Genomic DNA, 20300 nt, shown 5'->3' with positions numbered 1-20300 from the left:
CAGGCTACTCATGACTGACCATGGTCACTCCTCGCACCAACTGCAGCTGACCGAAGACGGTCAATTGCGCCATTTTCTGACACTGGATGGCCTCGACAGGCAACTGCTCACTGACATTCTCGACACCGCCGATTCGTTTATTGAAGTGGGCGAGCGCACCATCAAGAAAGTGCCCCTGCTCCGGGGGCGTACGGTGGTTAACCTGTTCTTTGAATCCAGCACCCGCACCCGCAGTACCTTCGAACTGGCGGCCAAACGCTTGTCGGCGGACGTGCTGAACCTGGATATCAGCACCTCGGCGACGTCCAAGGGCGAGTCCCTGTCCGACACGCTGTTGAACCTGGAGGCCATGGCCAGTGACATGTTTGTGGTCCGACATTCCCAGAGCGGTGCACCGCACTTCATCGCCGAACACGTCACCCCGGGCGTTGCCATTATCAATGCTGGGGATGGTCGCCACGCGCATCCGACCCAGGCCATGCTCGATATGCTCACGATTCGCCAGCACAAGGGCGCCTTCGAAGGGCTGAAAGTGGCGATCGTCGGGGATGTCCTGCATTCCCGGGTGGCTCGCTCCCAGATCCGGGCGCTTAACGAACTCGGTGCCGCCGAGGTGCGAGTCATTGCCCCGGGAACCCTGTTACCCCGGGACGTGGAACGCCTTGGCTGCAGCGTGGAATTCGACATGAACCGGGGCATGAAGGATCTCGACGTGGTGATTATGCTCCGGCTCCAGAAAGAGCGAATGGAAGGTGCCTTGCTGCCCAGCGAGCGGGAGTTTTATCGCCTGTACGGCCTGAGCAGTGACAAGCTCGCGCTGGCAAAGCCGGATTGTATTGTCATGCACCCGGGGCCCATCAACCGGGGCGTGGAGATCGAATCCGCCGTTGCCGACGGCCCCCAGTCCGTGATCCTCAACCAGGTGACCAATGGTATCGCCATCCGGATGGCGGTGATGTCCATGGCCATGGGCGGGCAGGTCGCGGACCGTAATCGAAAGCAGAGCGAGGTAGTCCAGCCATGAACCCGAGTGCATTGCCCAATGTGGCTACGCTTAAAATCGTTGGCGGAAGGCTGCTCGATGGTCAGGGCATGGATGCGGAAAACGCCGCTCTGCTGATTCGTGACGGCCGCATTGCAGCCGTTGGCGATGCCGCCCGGCAGGCCAAGGCTGATGGCACCATCAATGCCGAGGGCCATATCATCACTCCGGGTTTCGTTGACCTGCACTGCAACCTTCGGGAACCCGGCAACGGCCAGAAGGGTAGCATTGCCTCGGAAACGCGTGCTGCCGCCCATGGCGGATTCACCACCGTCTGCGCGTCGCCCGAAACCTCACCGGTCAATGACTCGGGCGCGGTGACGCACCTGGTTCGGGATGTCGCCGCGTGTCGTTCACCCATTCGTGTGTTGCCGGTGGGGGCGCTCACCCGTGGCCTGGAAGGTGACCTGCTGAGTGATATGTCGGGTCTTGCCTCCGCCGGTTGTGTCGCGGTCGGCAATGGCGGGCGGGGGATCCGGAACGCCCGAATCCTGCGCCGGTGTATGGCCTACGCGAAAACCTTCGGCCTGACCGTGATCCTGCATCCGGAAAACGCCGCGCTGGCCGCCGATGGATATGCCCACGATGGCCTGGTGGCGTCCAGGCTCGGATTGCTCGGTATTCCCGAGGTTGCCGAGACCACCGCCGTGATGGAAATGATTCTGCTGGCAGAGGAAACCGGCGTTCGATTGCATTTGGGACAGATTTCCAGCGCCCGCAGTGTCGAGATGCTCGCCGATGCCCGGCAGCGGGGCATTGCCGTCAGTGCCGACGTGGCCATGCATCAACTGCTATTTACCGAGGATGCCCTGGCAGGCTTCGACAGCCGATTTCATGTCCGCCCGCCCCTTCGCAGCGAACAGGATCGCCTGGCGCTGATTGCCGGCGTTCGGGAGGGCGTGATCGACGCTATCGTCAGTCAGCATCAGCCTCACGATTCTGCCGCCAAGCAGGCGCCGCTGGCGGCCACCGAGCCAGGGCTGTCTACCGTTGAAAGTGTGCTGTCGATGGGTCTGGAACTGGTGGCTCGGCAGGAGATGGCTCTGGCTGATCTGATCCGTGCCCTTACCGGTGGCCCGGCTGCTGTGATTGGGCGCAGCGCACGCCTTGCGGAGGGTGAACTGGCCGACTTGTGTATGTTTGATCCAGCGGCCCAATGGACGCCCGGTCCGGACAGCATTGTTTCGGCTGGCCAGCACACGCCGGTTGCGGGCAAGCCGATGCCTGGCGTGGTGCGCATGACCTTGGTTGGCGGCTCGGTTGCCTGGGGCAGCCAGCCCGAATAGGGCTCCTTCCTGAAAATGCGGCAGGGGTAATAAGGCCCCTGTCGACTTCATCACAGATTGTCTTTTTTCCCTGAAAAGCGCTTGAAGAGCGGCATCTGTGCCAACGTATGCTATTGGCCGTCGGTCTACTGTTCGACCAAGGAAGAAAGCAGCCGGTACATCTGGACGTGCTGGCCATTGATGACAATAAATCAGGAGTTATCCCGTGAAACCAACAACCTTCCCGCAACGGGTCGTTGTGGCTGCCGCTCTGTGCGCCAGCCTGTTGTTCCCCTCCCTGGCTGCCGCGCAGACTGAGCCGCTCGAACGCAGTTTCTGTGTATTCGATCCAGTGGGTGCTAATGGCCCGCTGTTTGCCATCACCAAGAGTTTCAAGCCGGTGGCCCTGAAAGAGGGCATCAAGCTGAACCTGCGCGCCTATACCGATGAGAAAGTCGCCGCTGAAGACTTCAAGGCCGGGCAGTGTGATGCGGTTCTGTTGACCGGCACCCGTGCGCGTGAGTTCAACAAGTTTACCGGCAGCCTTGAGGCGATGGGCGCAGTTCCGGGTGAGCAGGAGATGCGTCTGCTCTATAACACCCTGAGCCAGGAAAAAGCGCGGCAGTTCCTCGTCGACGGCCCCTATGAAGTAGCCGGCGTGTTCCCGGGTGGTGCCATCTACCTGCATACCCGCGACCGCAGCATCGATTCGGTCGAGAAACTCCAGGGCAAGCGCATTGCGACGCTCGATTATGACGAAGCTTCGGTACGCATGGTTCGCCACGTGGGCGCGTCGGTGGTGGGTTCAAACTCCGCCAACTTTGCCGGCAAATTCAACAACGGTAGCGTGGACCTCGCCTATGCGCCGGCGGTAGCCTATACGCCCCTTGAACTCTACAAGGGCGTGGAGCCCAATGGTGCCGTCGTAAAATACGCCATTGGCTACATGAACTTCCAGGTCATCATTCACCGTGACCGTTTTCCCGACGATGCCGCCCAGATGGTTCGAAACGAGGCCATCAAGCGTATCGATGAGGCCTACGACATCATTGCTCAGGCGGAAGCCGAGATTCCCTCGAATGTCTGGATGAGCCTGCCCAAGGAAGACACCGCCAAATACGACAAGATGCTGCAGAAGGTGCGTCTGTCCCTGTTGGATGATGGGGTTTTCGACGAGCGCGCAATCAAACTGATGAAGGCTATCCGTTGCCGGGTCGATGCCACTCGATCCGAGTGTGCCTCCTGAGCCGGGGCAGGGGTTGAATCGGGGTGGGGCCGCCGTACGCGGCCCCGGATTGCCCTCAGCCGATCTGGTCCTTGAAAGTCTTGCCTGCTTTAAAGCCGACGGTCTTGCTGGCCGGAATCTGGATGGATGCGCCGGTCTGTGGATTTCTGCCGTTACGCGCTTCTCGCGCACGGATATTGAATGTTCCAAAACCGATCAGGGTGACATCCTCGCCCCGGGCAGCTGCTGCTGAAATCTGGTCGGTGAATGCGGTGATGACTTCACTGGCCTTGTCACGGCTCAGGCCGGTCCGGTCTGCAATGGCAGCGGCGAGTTCGGGTTTGCGCATCTGACGCTCCTTATTGTTGTGTTTTTTGATCTTCGGACATAACCCGGCGCCTGATCAGCACCGGTTCGGATCATCTATAAAGGGTCCGATCACAATGTGCAATCCGGTCCGCCAGCCGGACCTTTGGCCATCGGCGGCATTTGCGGCTTTGGTCGCATAAAAACAGGCAGTTATCAGGGATAATTTCATTATGGTTACAGATTGTAACGTGCGTTTGCCGGTACCCAATCGCGGGTGCCCATGGGCATAAAAGGAACAATACCCGAAAGGTGAAGCAGCTATGACAGTCTCTCCTATCCACACGCTGGACATTTCCCGCGCCCTTCATCGGATAAAGGGCGTGCTAACGGCTTTGATAATCGGCGCGGCTCTCAGTGGCTGTGGGGTGGTCAATAACATGATCTATAAGACCACCGGGGATGTGATGCAGGGGTTCTCCCGTGATCACACGGTGCCCTACCTCCTGGAAAGTGACGATCTGGCCATGGGCTGCGCCATGAGTGAGGCCACTGCCCCGCTCCTGATGTCCTTTGGTCGGGTAACTTCCGAGCCGGACCAACTGGCGGTGATGCTGTACCTGTCAGCGGGCGGCTGTGCCGAGGAAAAGGCTCGGGAACATGAGCTCGCAGGCCTTGCCGCCATGTACGGACTAAAAGCGGTCGAAGCTGAAGACGCCATGATCCGCCAGAAGCGGGCATACATGCTTGCCGCCAAGCGTTATCACAAGGCCTGGCAGCACCACAACGCGTTCTATGGCGAGCCCGATAGCGGCGACTGTCCGGGCTTCAGCGACGACATGGACGAATTCATCTATATGGCCGGACTGATGTCGGGGCTGCAGGCGCTCAATGCCCAGGTCCAATCAACCGCCTCTTTGGGGGTTCCGGCCAACATTGGATCAATCGTAGCCCGTGCCACCAGTTGCCTGGATAACGAAAAGTGGTGGGGGGCGCCTATGGCGCTTCGGGCCACGGTATGGGCGATGATCCCCGGTGCGCTGCCGCAGGGTGAAGACGCTTTTGAGCGTCTGCAGCGTGCCGACGAGCAGGGCGAGGCTGCGGGCGTGCGCCTGCCTCACGTGTTTCACGCCATTGCCGCATTGAACCAGGGCGATGATGAAAAAGTGAAGGCCGTCATCCGGGATCATGCCGAAGCGATCAGTGATCGGCCTGCTGACTGGGATTGGCGCTTCGTTGATGCCATGGCGACCGACATGATTGTCGCCATTTCCGACCGTATGTGGGTCGAAAACACCGGACATCGTACCCCGCTGGGCCAGCTTGGCAGTTTCTGGGATGACCAGCAGGAAGAAGTCGAAACCATGGATCTGGATGATCTCTTGTAATAACCAGAAAGCCCAGAGTGTGTCGTTATGTCGGGTACCCGAGAATATGTTGTGATGTCCAAGGGCGGCTTGCGTCGCAGCGGATTGGAGTGGTTTTCGTCACTGCCAGCCTGCCTGTTACTGCTTGCCGTCGTGATCTTTTCCACCAGCAGCGATATCCACAATCAGATGCTGCGTGCTGGCGAGTATTTCTGGAGCGGCTACTACCAACTGCGTATGGATCCGGTTGAGCCGACCTGCAACCCAAATCGGGATATTGACGCGGCTGTGGCGGCCGAGATGGCACAGGCGCCTGCGGCGGATGACCCGATGGCCGCCTTGCTTGGTGTGGAGGAAAAAAATCCAGACGACGTCCGGCTCGCCATCGAGCGTTCGGTAGCGGATTGCCGTGAGACTCATCTCAATTACGATGGCCTGAAGGACAAGCTGACGTTCGGTGTGAAAGCCTACCGGACGGTTGAACTGTTCGTGGCCGACCTGATCGCTTTCGGTCTGACCTCGCAACGTTATATCTTGGTGATTCTCGTGATGCTCTGCGCGGTGACCGCCACGCTGACCCGTCATCACATCGCCATGCGTGCCATGGAAACCCGTCTTGATTACCTGGTATCCCATAGTCTGCAAACCGTCGCCAACCTGATGCTGTTTGGCTCCAGTTTCATCTTCCGCCAATCCACCCTGGCGGCCGAAACCCGGGTCACCCCGGAAGAAATGCTGCTCCACAACTTCTGGATTATCGGCTTTGCCTGTCTGACCCTGGCCAGTCTGTATCGCCTGTTGCGGGTGCCTGATGATCTGGAACAGGGCGGTAGCCTTAACAAGGCTTTTCTCTCGGTGCCGCTGTATACGGTGATGTGCCTGATCTCCGGCACTTACTTTGCGCTGATCGGACATTCCTCCGGCATCGGTATCTATCTCGGAAAGATGATGGAACTGGCGGACATGTTCCTGAACGTCGGCTTGTATGTCTGGGTGGGCATGATGCTCAAGCAGACTCGGTTGGCAACGTTGGTCTTCAATGTCTTCCGTCCCTGGCGGATGCCACCGGAAATGCTCGCCGTGGTCGCTGTGCTCGTCGCTGCGGTGCCGACGGCGTACACCGGTGCGTCGGGTATTTTCGTCATTGCGGCCGGCGCCGTTATCTACAGTGAATTGAGGGCCGCCGGTGCCCGGCGTCAATTGGCGTTGGCCGCCACGGCCATGTCCGGCTCCCTGGGTGTGGTCTTGCGTCCCTGTCTGTTGGTTGTGGTGATTGCTTATCTGAACCGGGAAGTAACCACTGACGAACTGTTCGGCTGGGGTCTTTGGGTCTTTGTGCTCACGGCGACGATGTTCATGATTGTCGCCCTGTCGGTAAACCGACAGAGCAAGATTGACCTGGCTCCGGTGAATCAGGCGTTACCGGCCATGCTTGAGGCGCTCAAGCCGTTGGTTCCCTACGTGCTGGTCATCGTGGCGGTCGTGATGTTCTACCGGCTCGCGCTTAACGTTCAAATGGACGAGTTCTCGGCGCCGCGGCTGTTGCCTGTCATCATGTTGGGGATCCTGGTTTATGAACACTTCCGGTTCAAAGGTGAGTCCCGCCACACCGCTGCGGAATCGGTAGATGGAAAGGGGCTCGAAAAGAGTCTTCGCGGAGCGACCAACGATACCACCGCAGAAATTGGCGCACTCCTGCTGCTGTTGGGCCTGTCCGTCAGTATCGGTGGGGTAATCGAGCGTTCCCATTTGATGGAAACCTTCCCGCAGTCTTTCGACAGTGCCTGGTCGGCCATGCTGCTGATGGTTCTGATCCTGGTCGTGCTCGGCATGATTATGGATGCTTTCGGTGCCGTGATTCTGGTGACGGCCACCGTCGCTACCATCGCCTACAGTAGCGGCATCCATCCGATCCACTTCTGGATGGTGACGCTGGTGGCTTTTGAGCTGGGTTACCTGAGCCCACCGGTAGCGCTGAACCACCTGCTCACGCGGCAGGTCGTGGGTGAGGCTGAAGTGACGCTGGCCTTGCAGGAGAAAGGGACCTTCTATCAGCGCCATGAGCGAATCATCATGCCGTTGATCGCCATGGGCATCTCCCTGCTTATTGTGGCGTTCGTGCCGCTGCTGTTCTACGCCTGATTCCGTCCCGTCAGAGGCCTGCCTGAGCCAGGCCTCTGCTTTTCCCCTTCGCTGTCAACATGTTGCTTCCTGGGTGGGTAACCACTGACGCTCTTCTCAGTCGCCGTCCAAAAGACCGGCGCCGAACGGACAGACAGAAACTGAGCGTCTATGCTTTTGCTATCCCCCTGAATCTGACACAAGGAACCGGATCATGGTCGATTGGAGCTGTTTCACGCGAGGCCTGTGCGCCATTTTCCTCGGGCTGATTCTGAATAGCCCAGCCCACGCTGCAGAAATGGCCGATCGTATCTTCCTCGGTGGACCAGTATTGACCATGGATGACGGTACGCCCCAGGCCGAGGCGGTGGCGATTAAAGATGGCCGCATCCTGTCCGTGGGCACGGAAGCGCAGGTACTGGATCGGAAGGGTGAGGATACGACGATTCACGATCTGCAGGGGCGGGTTCTGCTTCCTGGCTTTGTCGACAGTCATGGGCATGTGGTCATGGGCGGCTTGCAGGCGCTTTCTGCGAACCTTCTGGCGCCGCCAGACGGCGAGGTACGGGATATTCCCGGTGTGGTTGATGCCTTGGGTGTCTGGTTTGAGAACAACGCCGAGGTTGCGCAGCGGGTCAACCTCATCGCCGGCTTCGGTTATGACCAGTCGCAGCTGGAAGAAGGCAGACATCCCACCCGGGAGGATCTCGACCAGGTTTCGACCGACATTCCGGTGGTGGTTATCCACCAGTCCGGACACTTTGGTGTGATGAACAGCAAGGGCCTTGAGGTGGTCGGCATCGATCGTGGTTCTGAAGATCCGAACGGCGGCGTGATTCGCCGGGGCGAGGATGGTGAGCCCAACGGTGTCCTTGAAGAAAACGCCTTTTTCATGGCGTTGGCAAAGCTGGTTGGTGGCATCGGTCCTGATGGTTTCAAAGCATTTGTGAAAGCCGGCGCGGGTCTCTGGGCCAGCTACGGCTATACCACCGCGCAAGAGGGCCGGGCCAGCCCCCAAACCACTGAAATAGTCAAAGCCTTCAGCGCGGAGGAGGCGCTGCCGGTCGACATCGTTATCTATCCCGATGTCCTGCTGGACCGGGATTTTATCGCCGATAATGCAGCGCTCTCTTACGTGAACCGGGTGAGAGTCGGCGGCGCCAAGCTGACCATTGATGGCTCGCCTCAGGGATTCACCGCGTTGCGGGATCGTCCTTACTACGATCCGGTGGGGAATTACCCTCCCGGCTATGCCGGCTATGCGGCGGCAACCATGGAACAGGTGGTTAGTTCGGTCGATTGGGCGTTCGACAATGACATTCAGCTGCTCACCCACGCCAATGGTGAGGGCGCTTCTGACATGTTGCTGGCGGCGATCAAGGCGGCCACCGAGGCGCGCGGTGGTAAAGACCGCCGACCGGTCCTCATTCATGGCCAGTTCCTCCGGGAAGACCAAGTTGACAGCCTGAAGGCACTGGACATTTTTCCCTCGGTGTTCCCGATGCATACTTTCTATTGGGGGGACTGGCACCGGGAACATACCGTCGGGCCGGTAAACGCCGAAAATATCTCGCCCACTGGCTGGATCCGACAGCGGGGTATGAAATTCGGCACCCACCACGATGCGCCGGTAGCCTTTCCGGACAGCATGCGGGTGCTTGACGCCACGGTAACCCGCCGCACCCGATCCGGCGATATCCTCGGGCCCAGTCAGCGGGTCGATGTGATGACGGCGTTAAAGGCCATGACAATCTGGCCCGCCTGGCAACATTTTGAAGAAAAGGAAAAAGGATCGATTGAAGTCGGTAAGTTGGCGGACTTTGTGATTCTGTCGGCTAACCCTCTGACGGTTGATCCAGAGAACCTGGATCAGCTCAGGGTGGTGGAAACCTTCAAGGACGGCGAGCTGGTCTACCGCGCCGATGACACCGGTTACCAGGGGGCATTCCCCGCCGGCACCAGCATGGCTGTGGGCCGGGAGTTCCTTGAGGCCCTGGAAGAGTCCGAGACCGCTGGCAAGTAGTTACCCGCCAAACTCACGCTCGATGAGCCGGTGCGCGCCCAAGGTTCCGACGTGCGCCCACCGGCAGAACTGTCCCGCACGTTCAGATCTTAACGATTGCCCCACAGCTTCGAGACTGCTGCGTCGGAGCCAACAGCGCCAACCACCAGACAAATCCCACCCAGTCCGAGAAAGGCCAGTACCGGAACGAAGGCGCCCAGTTGCCCGGTGTAAACCATGGCGACCAACGAAATCGTGCCCAGAATGAAAAACAGGGTACCCACAGCAATGAGAATGGTGCGGTGGGAGGCTTTGTAGTTGGGGCCGACTTCTCCTGCTTCCAGGGGTTTGAGAAGGGGAGAGAACAGTGCGCGAAGTGCTTTTTTCATGCCGTGATCATGCCCGGGATAAAGTTTGATGAAGCTGTACGAGGCCTACTGTGCCACAAATAGGCCAGGGAAGGGAGTTGTTGGTCCGTCTGCCTGAGCGCACATTAAGACGCTCGTCGCGGCAGTCTCTCACCAATGTTGAGCAGGATTCCGAGGCACAAAAAAAGCGCCGTGCTTAGCAGGGCGCTTTTTTGAAGGTCTCGAGTCAGCTCGCCAACTTCGGACCGGCCTCGACGATCGACTCAGCCACGTCGAACTTCTTGAAGTTCTCAACGAACTGGGCAATCAGCTCCTGTGCCTTGCCGTCGTAATACTCCGGGCTCACCCAGGTATTGCGGGGGTTCAGCAGGTTGGAGTCAACACCCGGAACGTGTTTGGGCACTTCCAGATTCAACGTCGGCAGGTGCTCGGTTTCAGCGTCGTCCAGATCACCATTCTGAATGCCGGCAATGATGGCGCGAGTGGTCGGAATGCTGAAGCGCTGACCTTCGCCGTACGGACCACCGGTCCAGCCTGTATTAACCAGGAACACTTTGCTGCCGAACTCATCCATGCGCTTCATCAGCAGCTCGGCGTAGACGCCAGCCGGGCGCGGGAAGAACGGAGCACCAAAGCAGGTTGAGAAGGTGGACTTCAGCTTGGACGAAGAGCCCATCTCGGTGGAGCCGACCAATGCGGTGTAGCCGCTCAGGAAGTGGTAAGCCGCAGCTTCCTTGGACAGGATCGACACCGGTGGCAGAACCCCGGTCATGTCGCAGGTCAGGAAGACAATATGCGACGGCTCGCCCGCGCGGTTCTCCAGAACACGTTTCTCAACGTGATCCAGCGGGTAGGCGCAGCGTGAGTTTTCGGTCAGGGAGACGTCGGCGTAATCCGGTTCACGGGTTTCCGGGTCGATGGCGACGTTTTCAACGATCGCACCGAAACGAATGGCGTCCCAGATGATCGGCTCGTTCTTCTTGGACAGGTCGATGCACTTGGCGTAGCAACCACCTTCCAGGTTGAACACGGTTCCGGGGCCCCAGCCATGCTCGTCGTCACCGATCAGGAAGCGGTGCGGGTCGGCAGACAGGGTGGTCTTGCCCGTACCGGACAGGCCGAAGAACAGACAGGTCTGGCCGTCTTCGCCCACGTTGGCGGAGCAATGCATGGGCAGCACGTCTTTTTCCGGCAGAAGGAAGTTCTGTACCGAGAACATCGCTTTCTTCATTTCGCCCGCATAGTGCATACCGGCCAGCAGTACTTTGCGCTTGGCGAAGTTGATCATCACGCAGCCATTGCTGTTGGTGCCGTCACGCTCGGGCACGCATTCAAAGTTGGCGGCGTTCAGGATCTGCCATTCCTGCTTGTCAGCGGGGTTGAAGCTGTCTGGGCGGATGAACAGGTTGCGACCGAACAGGTTCTGCCACGCTGTTTCGGTGGTCATTTTGACCGGCAGGTAGTGCTCGGGATCTGAACCTACATGAACGTGTGAGACAAACTGATCTTTCTCAGCGATGTAGGCCTCAACACGATCCCAAAGGGCGTCGAATTGTTCCGCATCAAAAGGACGGTTGATCGCGCCCCAGTGAATATCGTCGGCCGTGCTCGGCTCTTCGACGATAAAGCGATCTTTTGGAGACCGGCCGGTGCGCTCACCGGTCTTCACGACCAGTGATCCATTGGCTGCCAGCTGGCCTTCATTACGTTCCAGTGCCAGCTCGACCAGTCGCGCTGTACTCAGATCAGAATAAGTGTTGCTCACTTCGACCTCGCCCTCGGGGTGTCTTCGTGATTACTCAGCCCACGATTCCATGGTTGGTGGAAAACTGAACAATCGGGTCAATTCAGGCGCGCTATTATGCCAGAGAAGATCGTAAAAAACGACTGGCCTGAAAGTCGCGCCGTGTCTGGCTTTAAGCCGATTCTTTAGTAGTTTTAGTGTAACGTATGACCGGTGAAAAGATGGTCAATGTCGTTTCTATCGAATCGATAGTGTGCGTGACAGAACTGGCAGTCCATTTCGATGGACCCCTGCTCGTCCAGAATGCTGTAGCACTCTTCTTTGCCGATAGCCTCCAGGGCGCCCAGGGTGCGTTCACGGGAACAGCTGCAACGGAACGCCACCGGCTCGGCATCAAACAGGCGAACGGTTTCCTCGTGGAACAGGCGGTGCAAAACGGTTGCGCTGTCCAGTTCGAGCAGCTCTTCCGCGCTCACGGTGCGCGCCAGATGGTTGACCCTGTCCCACAGGTCATCGTCCTCATCTGTGGCACCGGGCATGCGCTGGAGCAACAGGCCGGCGGCACCCTCGTCGCCGGAAAACAGGATCAGGCTGGTGGCCAGTTGTTCGGAGCGCTCGAAGTACTCTTCCAAACAGCCGGCCAGCGAATCCGACTCACGCGGAACCACGCCCTGGTAACGGTTGCCCTTGTTCGGTGTGATGGTGATGGCCATGCGCCCTTCACCCAGCAGCTTATGAAAATCCTCTTCGCCCATCGCCTGCTCATCGAAGCGAGCCAGCCCGCGAATGTAGCGGTCATGGGAGCATTCGGCCATCAGGGTACTGAGTGGGCCCTTGCCCTGGGCCTGAAGAGAAAGCGTGCCCTCGAACTTGAGTGTGCTGCTCATCAGCACACTGGCCACCAGGGCCTCACCCAACAGAGTCCGAACGGAGTCGGGGTAGGGGGCCTGGCTGCCGATTTCGCGAAAGCTTTCGCCAAGCTGCACCCAGGCGCCGCGGACTTGGCTGTCCTCAAAGATAAAGCGCTGGAATTGGTCGCGAGATGCCATGGTTTGTCTCCTGGAAAGGCTGCGTAATGTGGGGGCCGGCGGCCGGCCCGTTGGCCAGCGCACTGTCGGCAGTCAAAGGTTGTTCTGTTCGCGGAATCGCTGGATGTCCCGGCGGTCCTTCTTGGACGGGCGACGGGCCGGCGGGAGCTGGGCGGCCTGCATGGTTTTGCGCTGCCAGGCGAGATCCTCGCGTTTTTTCACGCTGTCTTCGGTCTCGTGGTAGAGCTTTTGTGCTTCCGGGGCGCCACGACGGCGGTCGCTGATGTCATCAATGATCACGACCTTTTCCATCCAGCCCAGGCGCAGGGTAACCCGCGCTCCGGTTTCAACCAGTTTGCCGGGTTTGCTGCGTTGGTTGTTGTAATGGACTTTGCCGCCCTCGATGGCTTCCTTGGCAAGCGAGCGCGTTTTGTAGAATCTCGCCGCCCAAAGCCATTTGTCGAGTCGGACCCGTTGGTCGTCAGCCGTTGCCGCCATGTCTCCTCACCTGATGGGGTAATGCCCGAATTATAACCTGCTCACTGCTTTGATTGCAGAGCCAGCTGTTCTTTCAGTGCAGGCAGTACCTCATCGAAATGATGAATGCCGGGAATGTCGGAGTGACCCTCGTTAGGGGCTTGCTGGCTATCCGGCGCCAGGATTGCCAGGCACTGTCCAATGCCGGCCCTGCGGGCGCTTTCCAGTACCGGGAAGCTGTCATCGACCATCAGTGTTTCGGCCGGATTGTAAGATACGGTTTGCTGGAGATCCTGCCAGAACCCGGAGTTCTCTTTCGCTTTGCCGAAATCATGGCTGGAGACAATGGTCTCGACATGCTGGTCCAGCCCAGTGCGCTCAAGCTTGAGACGCAGAGGATCGGGGTGGCAGTTGGTGACGATCACCGAGCGAAGCCGGGCGTCTCTGAGGGCGTTGAGAAAGTCGACCACGTGCGGTCGGTAGCCAATGCGTTCAGCCACCTCCGCTTTCAGCGCAGTGATGTCCATGTCGAGCCGGTTGCTCCAGTAATCGGTGCAATACCAGTTCAGCGAGCCGCGCTCCGCCATGATCATCGGGATCAGTCGTTCCTTGGCTTGCTGCGGGGCAAGTGCGTAGCGTTCGGCATAGCGCTGGGGCAGGTGTTCAAGCCAGAAATGGGTATCGAAGTGCAGATCCAGCAGCGTCCCGTCCATGTCCAGGAACACCGTGTTCAGAGAAGACCAGTTGACCATAAACAAAAGCAGCCTGAAGGATTTGCTTCAGGCTGCCCAAGATCCCTTGTGGTTACAAGTTGGGATAATACGGACGCGTGCGTGCGGCTTATTAATTGGCGGCGTAGCTTGCCGGCTCCTCTTTGCGCCCGGAGCGCGTACAGCCCAGGCAGCGAACGAAGGTTGCGCGGGCCGGGCCCAGAACCAGGGTTTCACCGGCTTCCGCGGCATTGCCGCCCAGTAAAGAGAAAGGTAGGGAGACCAGATAAACCGCGCCGCCGACCAGGGTGGTGGCAAAAAGAACCGGGCGGGCAAACAGTGCGTCTCCGGTCATCGCCAGGGCCGAGGGTGATTCCTCAACGGAGCGGGCGTGGCCGATGGATGAAAAAGCCAGCAGGCAGGCAGCCAAAGTGGCGATGAGAGTGCGAGATAGTTTTTGTGTCATTTTACTTGGTCTCCTCAACGTTTCGGCCCAACGACCCGGCTGTGCCGGATGGGGCATTCTGGGTGCCTTGGATAGTGCACATTACAGCCCCGATTCCACGCTTAACTATGAAGCATATTTCAGTATTTTCAAAGACTTTTACGTAGCAAACTGTGTCTGTCCGCCGGTGTCTCAGCGTTGGCAGCGAGGACAGTAAACCGTCGATCGATTGTTCATCCGGATCTCCTTCAGCGGGGTGCTGCACTGGGTGCAGGGCGAGCCGGTTCGGCCGTACACCAGCAACACCTGAGCAAAATAGCCCGGCTTGCCATCGCTGTTGACGAAGTCACGCAGGGTGGTGCCGCCCATCAGGATGGCGGCGCTCAGGGTTTCCCGGATAGCCTCGGCCAGCTTGCGATAGCGATCAAGGCTGATGCGGCCGGCGTGCCGTTTCGGGTGAATGCCGGCCTTGAACAGGGCTTCATTGGCGTAGATGTTTCCGACCCCCACCACCACATGATTGTCCATGATAAAGCTCTTGATCGGCGTGCGTTTTCCCCTCGAGCGCTGGAACAGAAGGTCGCCGCTGAACGCCGGGGACAGCGGTTCTGGGCCCAGGTGTGCGATCAGCGGATGGGTTTCGGGTGAATCGGCCCACAGCCAGCAGCCGAAGCGCCGCGGGTCATTGAATCGGACGACGGTGCCGGAATGGAGTACCATGTCTATATGGTCATGGGTAAGTGGCGGCGTGTCCCCGGTAATGATACGGAGGCTGCCTGACATACCCAGGTGGACGATGACCGCACCCTCTTCCAGGTGAATGAGCAAGTACTTGGCGCGGCGATCCACATGCTTGATACGTTTGCCAGTGAGCCGCGCGGCGAGGTCATCCGGAACCGGCCAGCGGAGGTTTGGGTTGCGGACCGTCACATGGCTGATGATCTGGCCTTCGCAGTGCGGCGCAATGCCTTGTCGCGTCGTTTCGACTTCGGGCAACTCGGGCACGGGTGGGTCTCCGGGATGTGATTGGTGACTGGCAGTATGACAACGGTCACAGAGTGAAAGTAATGAGTGTATTCGGTAACAAAACGACGTCCAACTTCGGTTGTTACGGCGAACACCTGTACGCTAGAGTGGCCCGGTTGGTTCGGTGACCGTATGCGCCTGAAGATCAGGTCAGCGTTTTGAGACAGCGGTCGACCGGCCATTGATTGATGATTGAGGAATAGTTATGGGTTTTAACGGACTGCTGGATCTGTCGGTAATGCAGATGATTTTGGTGCTGCTGGGGATGACCCACGTCACCATCATCAGTGTCACGCTCTATCTGCACCGCCATTCGGCTCACAATTCACTGGATCTGCATCCGGTGCTGAAGCATTTTTTCCGGTTCTGGTTGTGGCTGACCACGGCCCAGAACACCAAAGAGTGGACGGCCATCCACCGAAAGCATCACGCCAAGTGCGAAACCGAAGACGATCCCCACAGTCCGGTGGTGCTGGGTATCAAGAAAGTACTGCTGGAAGGCGCGGAACTCTACGCCGACGCCGCGACACCGGAAACTCTGGAGCGGTATGGGCAGCGCACCCCCGAGGACTGGGTCGAGCGCAACGTCTACAGCCGGCACAAGGGCCTTGGTGTTGTGTTGATGGCGGTGATCGACCTGGCTCTGTTCGGAGTCCATGGCATCTGGATGTGGGCGCTGCAGATGATGTGGATGCCGGTGTGGGCGGCTGGCGTTATAAACGGGTTGGGTCACTGGTTTGGCTATCGCAACTTCGAATGTGCCGATAACGCCCGCAATATTTCACCCTGGGGGTTACTGATTGGCGGCGAAGAGCTGCACAACAATCACCACACCTATCCCAACTCGTCGAAACTGTCCCGGCGCTGGTACGAAGTGGATATCGGCTGGGGTTACATCCGGCTGTTTCAGTTGTTCGGTCTGGCCAAACCGAAAGGCTATCGGCCGATTGCCCACCACGTTCCGGGTAAGCAGGACGTGGATGTGGAAACTGTTCAGGCGATCGCCAACAATCGGTTCGACATTATGCGTCAGTATCGCAAGCGTGTGATGGAGCCCGTGTTGCGCCAGCAAAAGGCGTTAATGGATGAGGGCATCCGTCCCCGCTATCGCAAGCTACGTCGGCTGCTGTCGAAAGAAGTGTCGCTGATCCACCCCCGGGAGCAGGAGACCCTTGAGACCGCGCTCGAGAAGCACGATATCCTGCGCCAGATTTACGACAAGAGCCACGAGCTGCAGGCGCTCTGGCGTCAGCGAGGGCTTAAGCCTCAGGAAAAGCTGCAGGCACTGATGCAGTGGTGCAAGGAAGCGGAAGCCAGCGGTATCCGTTATCTGGAAGAGTTTGCCGCACACCTGCGGGCCTACTCGCTGCGGCCCGCGCTCTGAACCTGATACAGGTTGTAACTCACCTGCCCGGCGCTCTTCTGCCGGTGCAGGTGCCAGCCCTCTGGTGTCGACGGCGTGGTGAGTTCGCTTTCATGCTCGACATAGACCCAGCTACCCGGTTTGACCCAGCCCTGCTCGTGTAGCATCGGGAACAGTTTTTCCAGCCAGCCCTGGCGGAACGGCGGGTCCATGAACACGATGTCAAAGGCCCGTTGGGCCGGCTGATTCAGATAGTCATCCACCTTTGCGCACACCACCTCCGCCGACGTTGCCTCCAGAGCGCGCAGATTGCTTCTCAGCGCCTGGGTGAGGGTCGGCGTGTGATCCACGAAGGTTGCGCTTCCCGCGCCGCGGGACAGCGCCTCCAGCCCCAAGGCGCCGGAGCCTGCAAACAGATCCAGGCACCTGCTGCCAGCCAGTTGATAGTTCAGCCAGTTGAACAGGGTTTCCCGAGTCCTGGCCGGGGTTGGTCGAACGCCACCGGCGTCCGGAAAGCGAACCTTCCGGCTACGCCAGTCGCCGCCGATGATTCTCAGTTCGCCCTGGGCGCCGCCGTTTCGGGAGCTCACTTTGCTGTGACCACGACTGGTTCCGCGCTGGGGGCGGGCCGGTTTTCTGGGCGCCATGCTGGGTTCACTCCTGCGGTTGGTTGCATCGTCTTGGCCGGCAAATGGTAGCGGAAAGCCAGCCTCGGGTGATAATGCCTGCCCGCCCACTTGGCCGGAACAGTCTGTTAGAATACGGCCTTTCGTTGTCCCGCCCATTCAGAATGATGGTATGACTTTATGACGGCAGAATGGATTTCAGTCGGCCTCCTGGCCCTTCTTGTCCTTATTTTTGTCCTGGATATTGCTGGCAATCGTCGCCGGGTGCCACGCCCGAAACAGGTAATCCAGCGCGAACCCGAAGTTTCAAAAGGCGTTGAGCCCTCAGAGCCGGCGAAAAAAGCGCCGGTTGAGGAAGCTCCGTCTCCCGCCGAGGCTGCACCCGCAGAACCTGAAGCGCCCGCGGCGGTTGAGCCTGCACCCGCGCCCGTGTCGAAGCCAGAGCCGCAGCCAGAACCTCAGGTCAGCGTTTTGGAACGCATCAAGCAGGGCCTGGGGAAAACCCGGGCAAGTCTGACCGGTGGTCTGGCGGACCTGTTCTCCGTCGGCAAAAAAATCGATGAGGATTTGCTGGAAGACATCGAAACCTCCCTGCTGACGGCAGACGTGGGTGTAACGGCCACCTCTGAAATCATCGAGTCACTCACGGACAAACTGGAGCGCAATCAGCTCAAAGACGGGCAGGCGCTGCGCCAGGCACTGCAGGGTGAACTCCGGGGTTTGTTGGAGGGCGTAACCCAGCCGCTGGCCATTGACAGTAGCAAGAAGCCTTACGTGATCCTGATGGTCGGTGTGAACGGGGTCGGCAAGACGACCACCATCGGCAAGTTGACCAAGAAATTTCAGGATGACGGCAAATCGGTCATGCTGGCGGCCGGCGATACTTTCCGTGCTGCGGCGGTAGAACAACTGCAGGTCTGGGGTGAGCGAAACGATGTGCCCGTCATCGCCCAGCAGACGGGGGCGGACAGCGCCTCGGTGATTTTCGATGCCATTCAGTCAGCCCAGTCGCGGGGCACCGATGTGGTAATCGCAGACACGGCCGGGCGTCTGCAGAATAAAGACAACCTGATGAACGAGCTGGCCAAGGTCGTGCGGGTGATGAAAAAGCTGGATGAATCCGCGCCCCACGAAGTGATGCTGGTGCTGGATGCCGGTACCGGGCAGAACGCCCTGAGTCAGGCTCAGGTGTTCCAGCAGGCCGTCGGCGTCAGCGGGATTACGTTGACGAAACTGGACGGCACCGCAAAAGGCGGTATCGTATTTGCCATTGCCCGTCAGTTGCAGCTTCCGATCCGCTTTATCGGCGTGGGCGAGCAGGTGGATGACCTGCGGAGTTTTGACGCCGAAACCTTTGTGGAAGCGCTGTTTGATTAAACGTCGGCTTTTTTGGAGCAGTAGCCGCCCATGATTGAGTTTCGTCAGGTTACCAAACGCTACGATAGTGACCACACCGCCCTGGCTCAGGTGAATTTCGCGCTGGATCGCGGCGAGCTGGCGTTTCTGACCGGTCATTCCGGTGCCGGCAAAAGTACCCTGCTGAAACTCATCATGGTGATGGAGCGCCCCAGTGCTGGCGAACTCGTCGTGGGTGGGCAGCTTCTGAATCGCCTTCCCAGGCGGCAGATTCCCTACATCCGCCGTCATATTGGCGTGGTGTTCCAGAATCACCAGCTGTTGTTTGACCGCACGGTTTACGACAACGTGGCCATGCCGCTGGAGGTCATGGGTGTGCCCCCGAAAGAAGCCGGTCGCCGGGTTCGTGCGGCGCTCGATAAAGTTGGCCTGCTGAGCAAGGAAAAGATGAATCCCGTGCAGCTCTCTGGCGGTGAACAGCAGCGGGTGGGCATTGCCCGGGCGGTGGTGAACAAACCGCCCGTTTTGTTGGCGGACGAGCCAACCGGTAACCTGGACCCTGAGTTGTCGGCCGACATCATGAATCTGTTCAGTCAGTTCAGCCAGGTGGGCGTAACGGTGTTGATTGCCACCCACGATATCGCCCTGATCAATGAGTTGGGGCACCGGACGCTGACGCTTGATCACGGCCGCTTGGTTTCAGGCGGCTCGCCATTCCAGGGGGGTGCCCGTGGCCTCTGATTCCCCGCGCAAAGCCGAGACAGCCCGCGGTGCCAGGGCATCGAAATCCGCCTGGCGCCAGTTGATGGAAGGTTACGTCAACCACCATCGGACGGTCGCCAAAAACAGTGCGGAACGCATGTGGCGCAGCCCGGTTGCCAGCATGATGACCTGGGCGGTGATTGGCGTGGCCCTGGCCCTGCCCATGGCATTACTTCTTCTATTGAGCAGTCTCGAAGGCGTCAGTGCCGGTTGGGACAGCAGCGCGAGATTGACCGCCTATCTCGAGCTGGATGTGCCGCTGGATGATGCTGAGGCCGTCGTCGAACGGGTGGAAATGGACGGTCGGGTGTACGACATCGAACTGGTGAGTCGTGACCAGGCCTTCAGCGAGTTCCGGGCATCGTCCGGGCTCGAGGATGCGCTGGATTACCTGGGCGAAAACCCGCTGCCGCACACCCTGTTGATTACCCCGGAAGTGGCTGCTCGCTCCGAGGCGGGCATGCAGGGGCTGATCCGGTTTATTGAGGCTATCGAAGGCATTGAACGTGTCCAGGTGGACCTGGGGTGGCTTCAGCGCCTGAATGCGGTGACCGATTTGCTGGTGCGCGCGGTCTGGGTGTTGTCGCTGTTGCTGGCCACGGTCGTGGTGTTGGTGATCGGCAACACCGTTCGCCTCGCCATTGAGAACCGCCGGGACGAAATACTGGTGGCCAAACTGGTTGGGGGTACCGATGCCTTTGTGCGCCGGCCCTTCCTGTACACCGGCGCCTGGTTTGGCCTGGGTGGCGGGATTCTGGCCTGGCTTGTTCTGGAGTTGTCGCTGTGGTGGCTGAGCGGGCCCATCGAGCGTCTGGCAAAGTTGTACCAGACTGATTTCGTGCTTTCGGGGCTTGGTGTTGCCGGTGGCGTCACGTTGATAATTGCCGCGATGCTGCTAGGCTGGCTAGGAGCCTGGCTGGCTGTTAAGCGTCATTTGGACGACATTGAGCCGGGAGAAATTGCCGGCGGATGATCCCGATAACGGAAAAACCGTATTGAATCAGCTCGGGTTCGTCGCGTAGTGTCGAAGGCAGCCAAAACCAAGTCGATCCCCTCAGGTATATGAT

General features: G+C 59.1%; 19 protein-coding genes. 10 read left to right on the top strand and 9 right to left on the bottom strand.

What is annotated here, in order from left to right; genetic code table 11:
* Positions 1-10 precede the first annotated feature (10 nt).
* From LPB19_RS02985 to LPB19_RS02975, 3 genes are all read left to right on the top strand, one after another.
* A complete protein-coding gene (locus LPB19_RS02985; RefSeq protein WP_206644642.1) occupies positions 11-1024 on the top strand; it encodes an aspartate carbamoyltransferase catalytic subunit in 1014 nt (337 codons plus the stop codon).
* Entirely contained in the window at positions 1021-2328 is a 1308-nt protein-coding gene (locus LPB19_RS02980) for a dihydroorotase (RefSeq protein ID WP_206644641.1), read from the top strand. The genes LPB19_RS02985 and LPB19_RS02980 overlap by 4 nt, the downstream gene beginning before the upstream one ends.
* Positions 2329-2533: 205 nt before the next feature.
* A complete protein-coding gene (locus tag LPB19_RS02975; protein WP_206644640.1) occupies positions 2534-3553 on the top strand; it encodes a putative solute-binding protein in 1020 nt (339 codons plus the stop codon).
* 55 nt (positions 3554-3608) lie between these two features.
* Here LPB19_RS02975 and LPB19_RS02970 read toward each other — a convergent pair whose 3' ends face one another.
* Positions 3609-3881 (bottom strand): HU family DNA-binding protein, encoded by a 273-nt coding sequence (locus LPB19_RS02970; protein ID WP_206644639.1) that lies wholly within the window; start codon positions 3879-3881, stop codon positions 3609-3611.
* Positions 3882-4161: 280 nt separating this feature from the next.
* Here LPB19_RS02970 and LPB19_RS02965 point away from each other — a divergent pair, with 280 nt between their 5' ends.
* The 3 genes from LPB19_RS02965 (at position 4162) to LPB19_RS02955 (ending at position 9349) form a co-directional block, all read left to right on the top strand.
* Positions 4162-5226 (top strand): hypothetical protein, encoded by a 1065-nt coding sequence (locus LPB19_RS02965; protein WP_206644638.1) that lies wholly within the window; start codon positions 4162-4164, stop codon positions 5224-5226.
* Positions 5227-5280: 54 nt separating this feature from the next.
* Positions 5281-7347 carry a TRAP transporter large permease subunit gene (locus LPB19_RS02960; protein WP_206645662.1) on the top strand — a complete coding sequence of 689 codons (2067 nt, stop codon included), beginning with the start codon at positions 5281-5283 and terminating at the stop codon, positions 7345-7347.
* 193 nt (positions 7348-7540) lie between these two features.
* Entirely contained in the window at positions 7541-9349 is a 1809-nt protein-coding gene (locus LPB19_RS02955; RefSeq protein ID WP_206644637.1) for an amidohydrolase, read from the top strand.
* A gap of 89 nt (positions 9350-9438) precedes the next feature.
* Here the strand turns inward: LPB19_RS02955 and LPB19_RS02950 are convergent, their stop codons facing one another.
* The 7 genes from LPB19_RS02950 to mutM all read right to left on the bottom strand — a co-directional run bounded on the left by LPB19_RS02950 (position 9439) and on the right by mutM (position 15105).
* The gene (locus tag LPB19_RS02950) at positions 9439-9717 is read right to left on the bottom strand and encodes a hypothetical protein (protein WP_206644636.1); all 279 of its coding nucleotides are present in this window, start codon (positions 9715-9717) and stop codon (positions 9439-9441) included.
* 205 nt (positions 9718-9922) lie between these two features.
* The gene (locus LPB19_RS02945) at positions 9923-11461 is read right to left on the bottom strand and encodes a phosphoenolpyruvate carboxykinase (protein WP_206644635.1); all 1539 of its coding nucleotides are present in this window, start codon (positions 11459-11461) and stop codon (positions 9923-9925) included.
* Positions 11462-11634: 173 nt separating this feature from the next.
* Positions 11635-12489 carry an Hsp33 family molecular chaperone HslO gene (hslO, locus tag LPB19_RS02940; protein ID WP_206644634.1) on the bottom strand — a complete coding sequence of 285 codons (855 nt, stop codon included), beginning with the start codon at positions 12487-12489 and terminating at the stop codon, positions 11635-11637.
* Positions 12490-12561: 72 nt separating this feature from the next.
* Positions 12562-12966 (bottom strand): ribosome-associated heat shock protein Hsp15, encoded by a 405-nt coding sequence (hslR, locus tag LPB19_RS02935; protein WP_206644633.1) that lies wholly within the window; start codon positions 12964-12966, stop codon positions 12562-12564.
* Positions 12967-13007: 41 nt separating this feature from the next.
* Positions 13008-13697 carry a GMP/IMP nucleotidase gene (yrfG, locus tag LPB19_RS02930; RefSeq protein ID WP_206644632.1) on the bottom strand — a complete coding sequence of 230 codons (690 nt, stop codon included), beginning with the start codon at positions 13695-13697 and terminating at the stop codon, positions 13008-13010.
* A 91-nt stretch (positions 13698-13788) separates the two neighbouring features.
* Positions 13789-14121, bottom strand: coding sequence for a hypothetical protein (locus LPB19_RS02925; protein ID WP_206644631.1), 333 nt, complete (start codon positions 14119-14121; stop codon positions 13789-13791).
* A 171-nt stretch (positions 14122-14292) separates the two neighbouring features.
* The gene (gene mutM / locus LPB19_RS02920; RefSeq protein ID WP_206644630.1) at positions 14293-15105 is read right to left on the bottom strand and encodes a bifunctional DNA-formamidopyrimidine glycosylase/DNA-(apurinic or apyrimidinic site) lyase; all 813 of its coding nucleotides are present in this window, start codon (positions 15103-15105) and stop codon (positions 14293-14295) included.
* Positions 15106-15331: 226 nt separating this feature from the next.
* On the opposite strand from mutM, the gene LPB19_RS02915 reads away from it, so the two are divergent.
* The gene (locus tag LPB19_RS02915) at positions 15332-16510 is read left to right on the top strand and encodes a DesA family fatty acid desaturase (RefSeq protein WP_206644629.1); all 1179 of its coding nucleotides are present in this window, start codon (positions 15332-15334) and stop codon (positions 16508-16510) included.
* Here LPB19_RS02915 and rsmD read toward each other — a convergent pair.
* The gene (gene rsmD / locus LPB19_RS02910) at positions 16486-17136 is read right to left on the bottom strand and encodes a 16S rRNA (guanine(966)-N(2))-methyltransferase RsmD (RefSeq protein WP_206644628.1); all 651 of its coding nucleotides are present in this window, start codon (positions 17134-17136) and stop codon (positions 16486-16488) included. The two genes, LPB19_RS02915 and rsmD, sit on opposite strands and share 25 nt — an antisense overlap.
* 159 nt (positions 17137-17295) lie before the next feature.
* Here rsmD and ftsY point away from each other — a divergent pair, with 159 nt between their 5' ends.
* The 3 genes from ftsY to ftsX are packed head-to-tail and all read left to right on the top strand — an operon-like array spanning position 17296 to position 20206.
* The gene (ftsY, locus tag LPB19_RS02905; RefSeq protein WP_206644627.1) at positions 17296-18492 is read left to right on the top strand and encodes a signal recognition particle-docking protein FtsY; all 1197 of its coding nucleotides are present in this window, start codon (positions 17296-17298) and stop codon (positions 18490-18492) included.
* 30 nt (positions 18493-18522) lie between these two features.
* On the top strand, positions 18523-19212 hold the full coding sequence (gene ftsE, locus LPB19_RS02900; RefSeq protein ID WP_206644626.1) for a cell division ATP-binding protein FtsE: 690 nt from the start codon (positions 18523-18525) through the stop codon (positions 19210-19212).
* Entirely contained in the window at positions 19202-20206 is a 1005-nt protein-coding gene (ftsX, locus tag LPB19_RS02895; protein ID WP_206644625.1) for a permease-like cell division protein FtsX, read from the top strand. Before ftsE ends, ftsX begins: the two co-directional genes overlap by 11 nt.
* Positions 20207-20300 lie beyond the last annotated feature (94 nt).

It is taken from the genome of Marinobacter salinisoli, from assembly GCF_017301335.1.
In the GTDB taxonomy this organism is placed as follows: Bacteria; Pseudomonadota; Gammaproteobacteria; order Pseudomonadales; family Oleiphilaceae; genus Marinobacter; species Marinobacter salinisoli.
The sequence above is the reverse complement of the archived record's forward strand: the minus strand, read 5'-3'. Positions and strand labels throughout refer to the sequence as shown.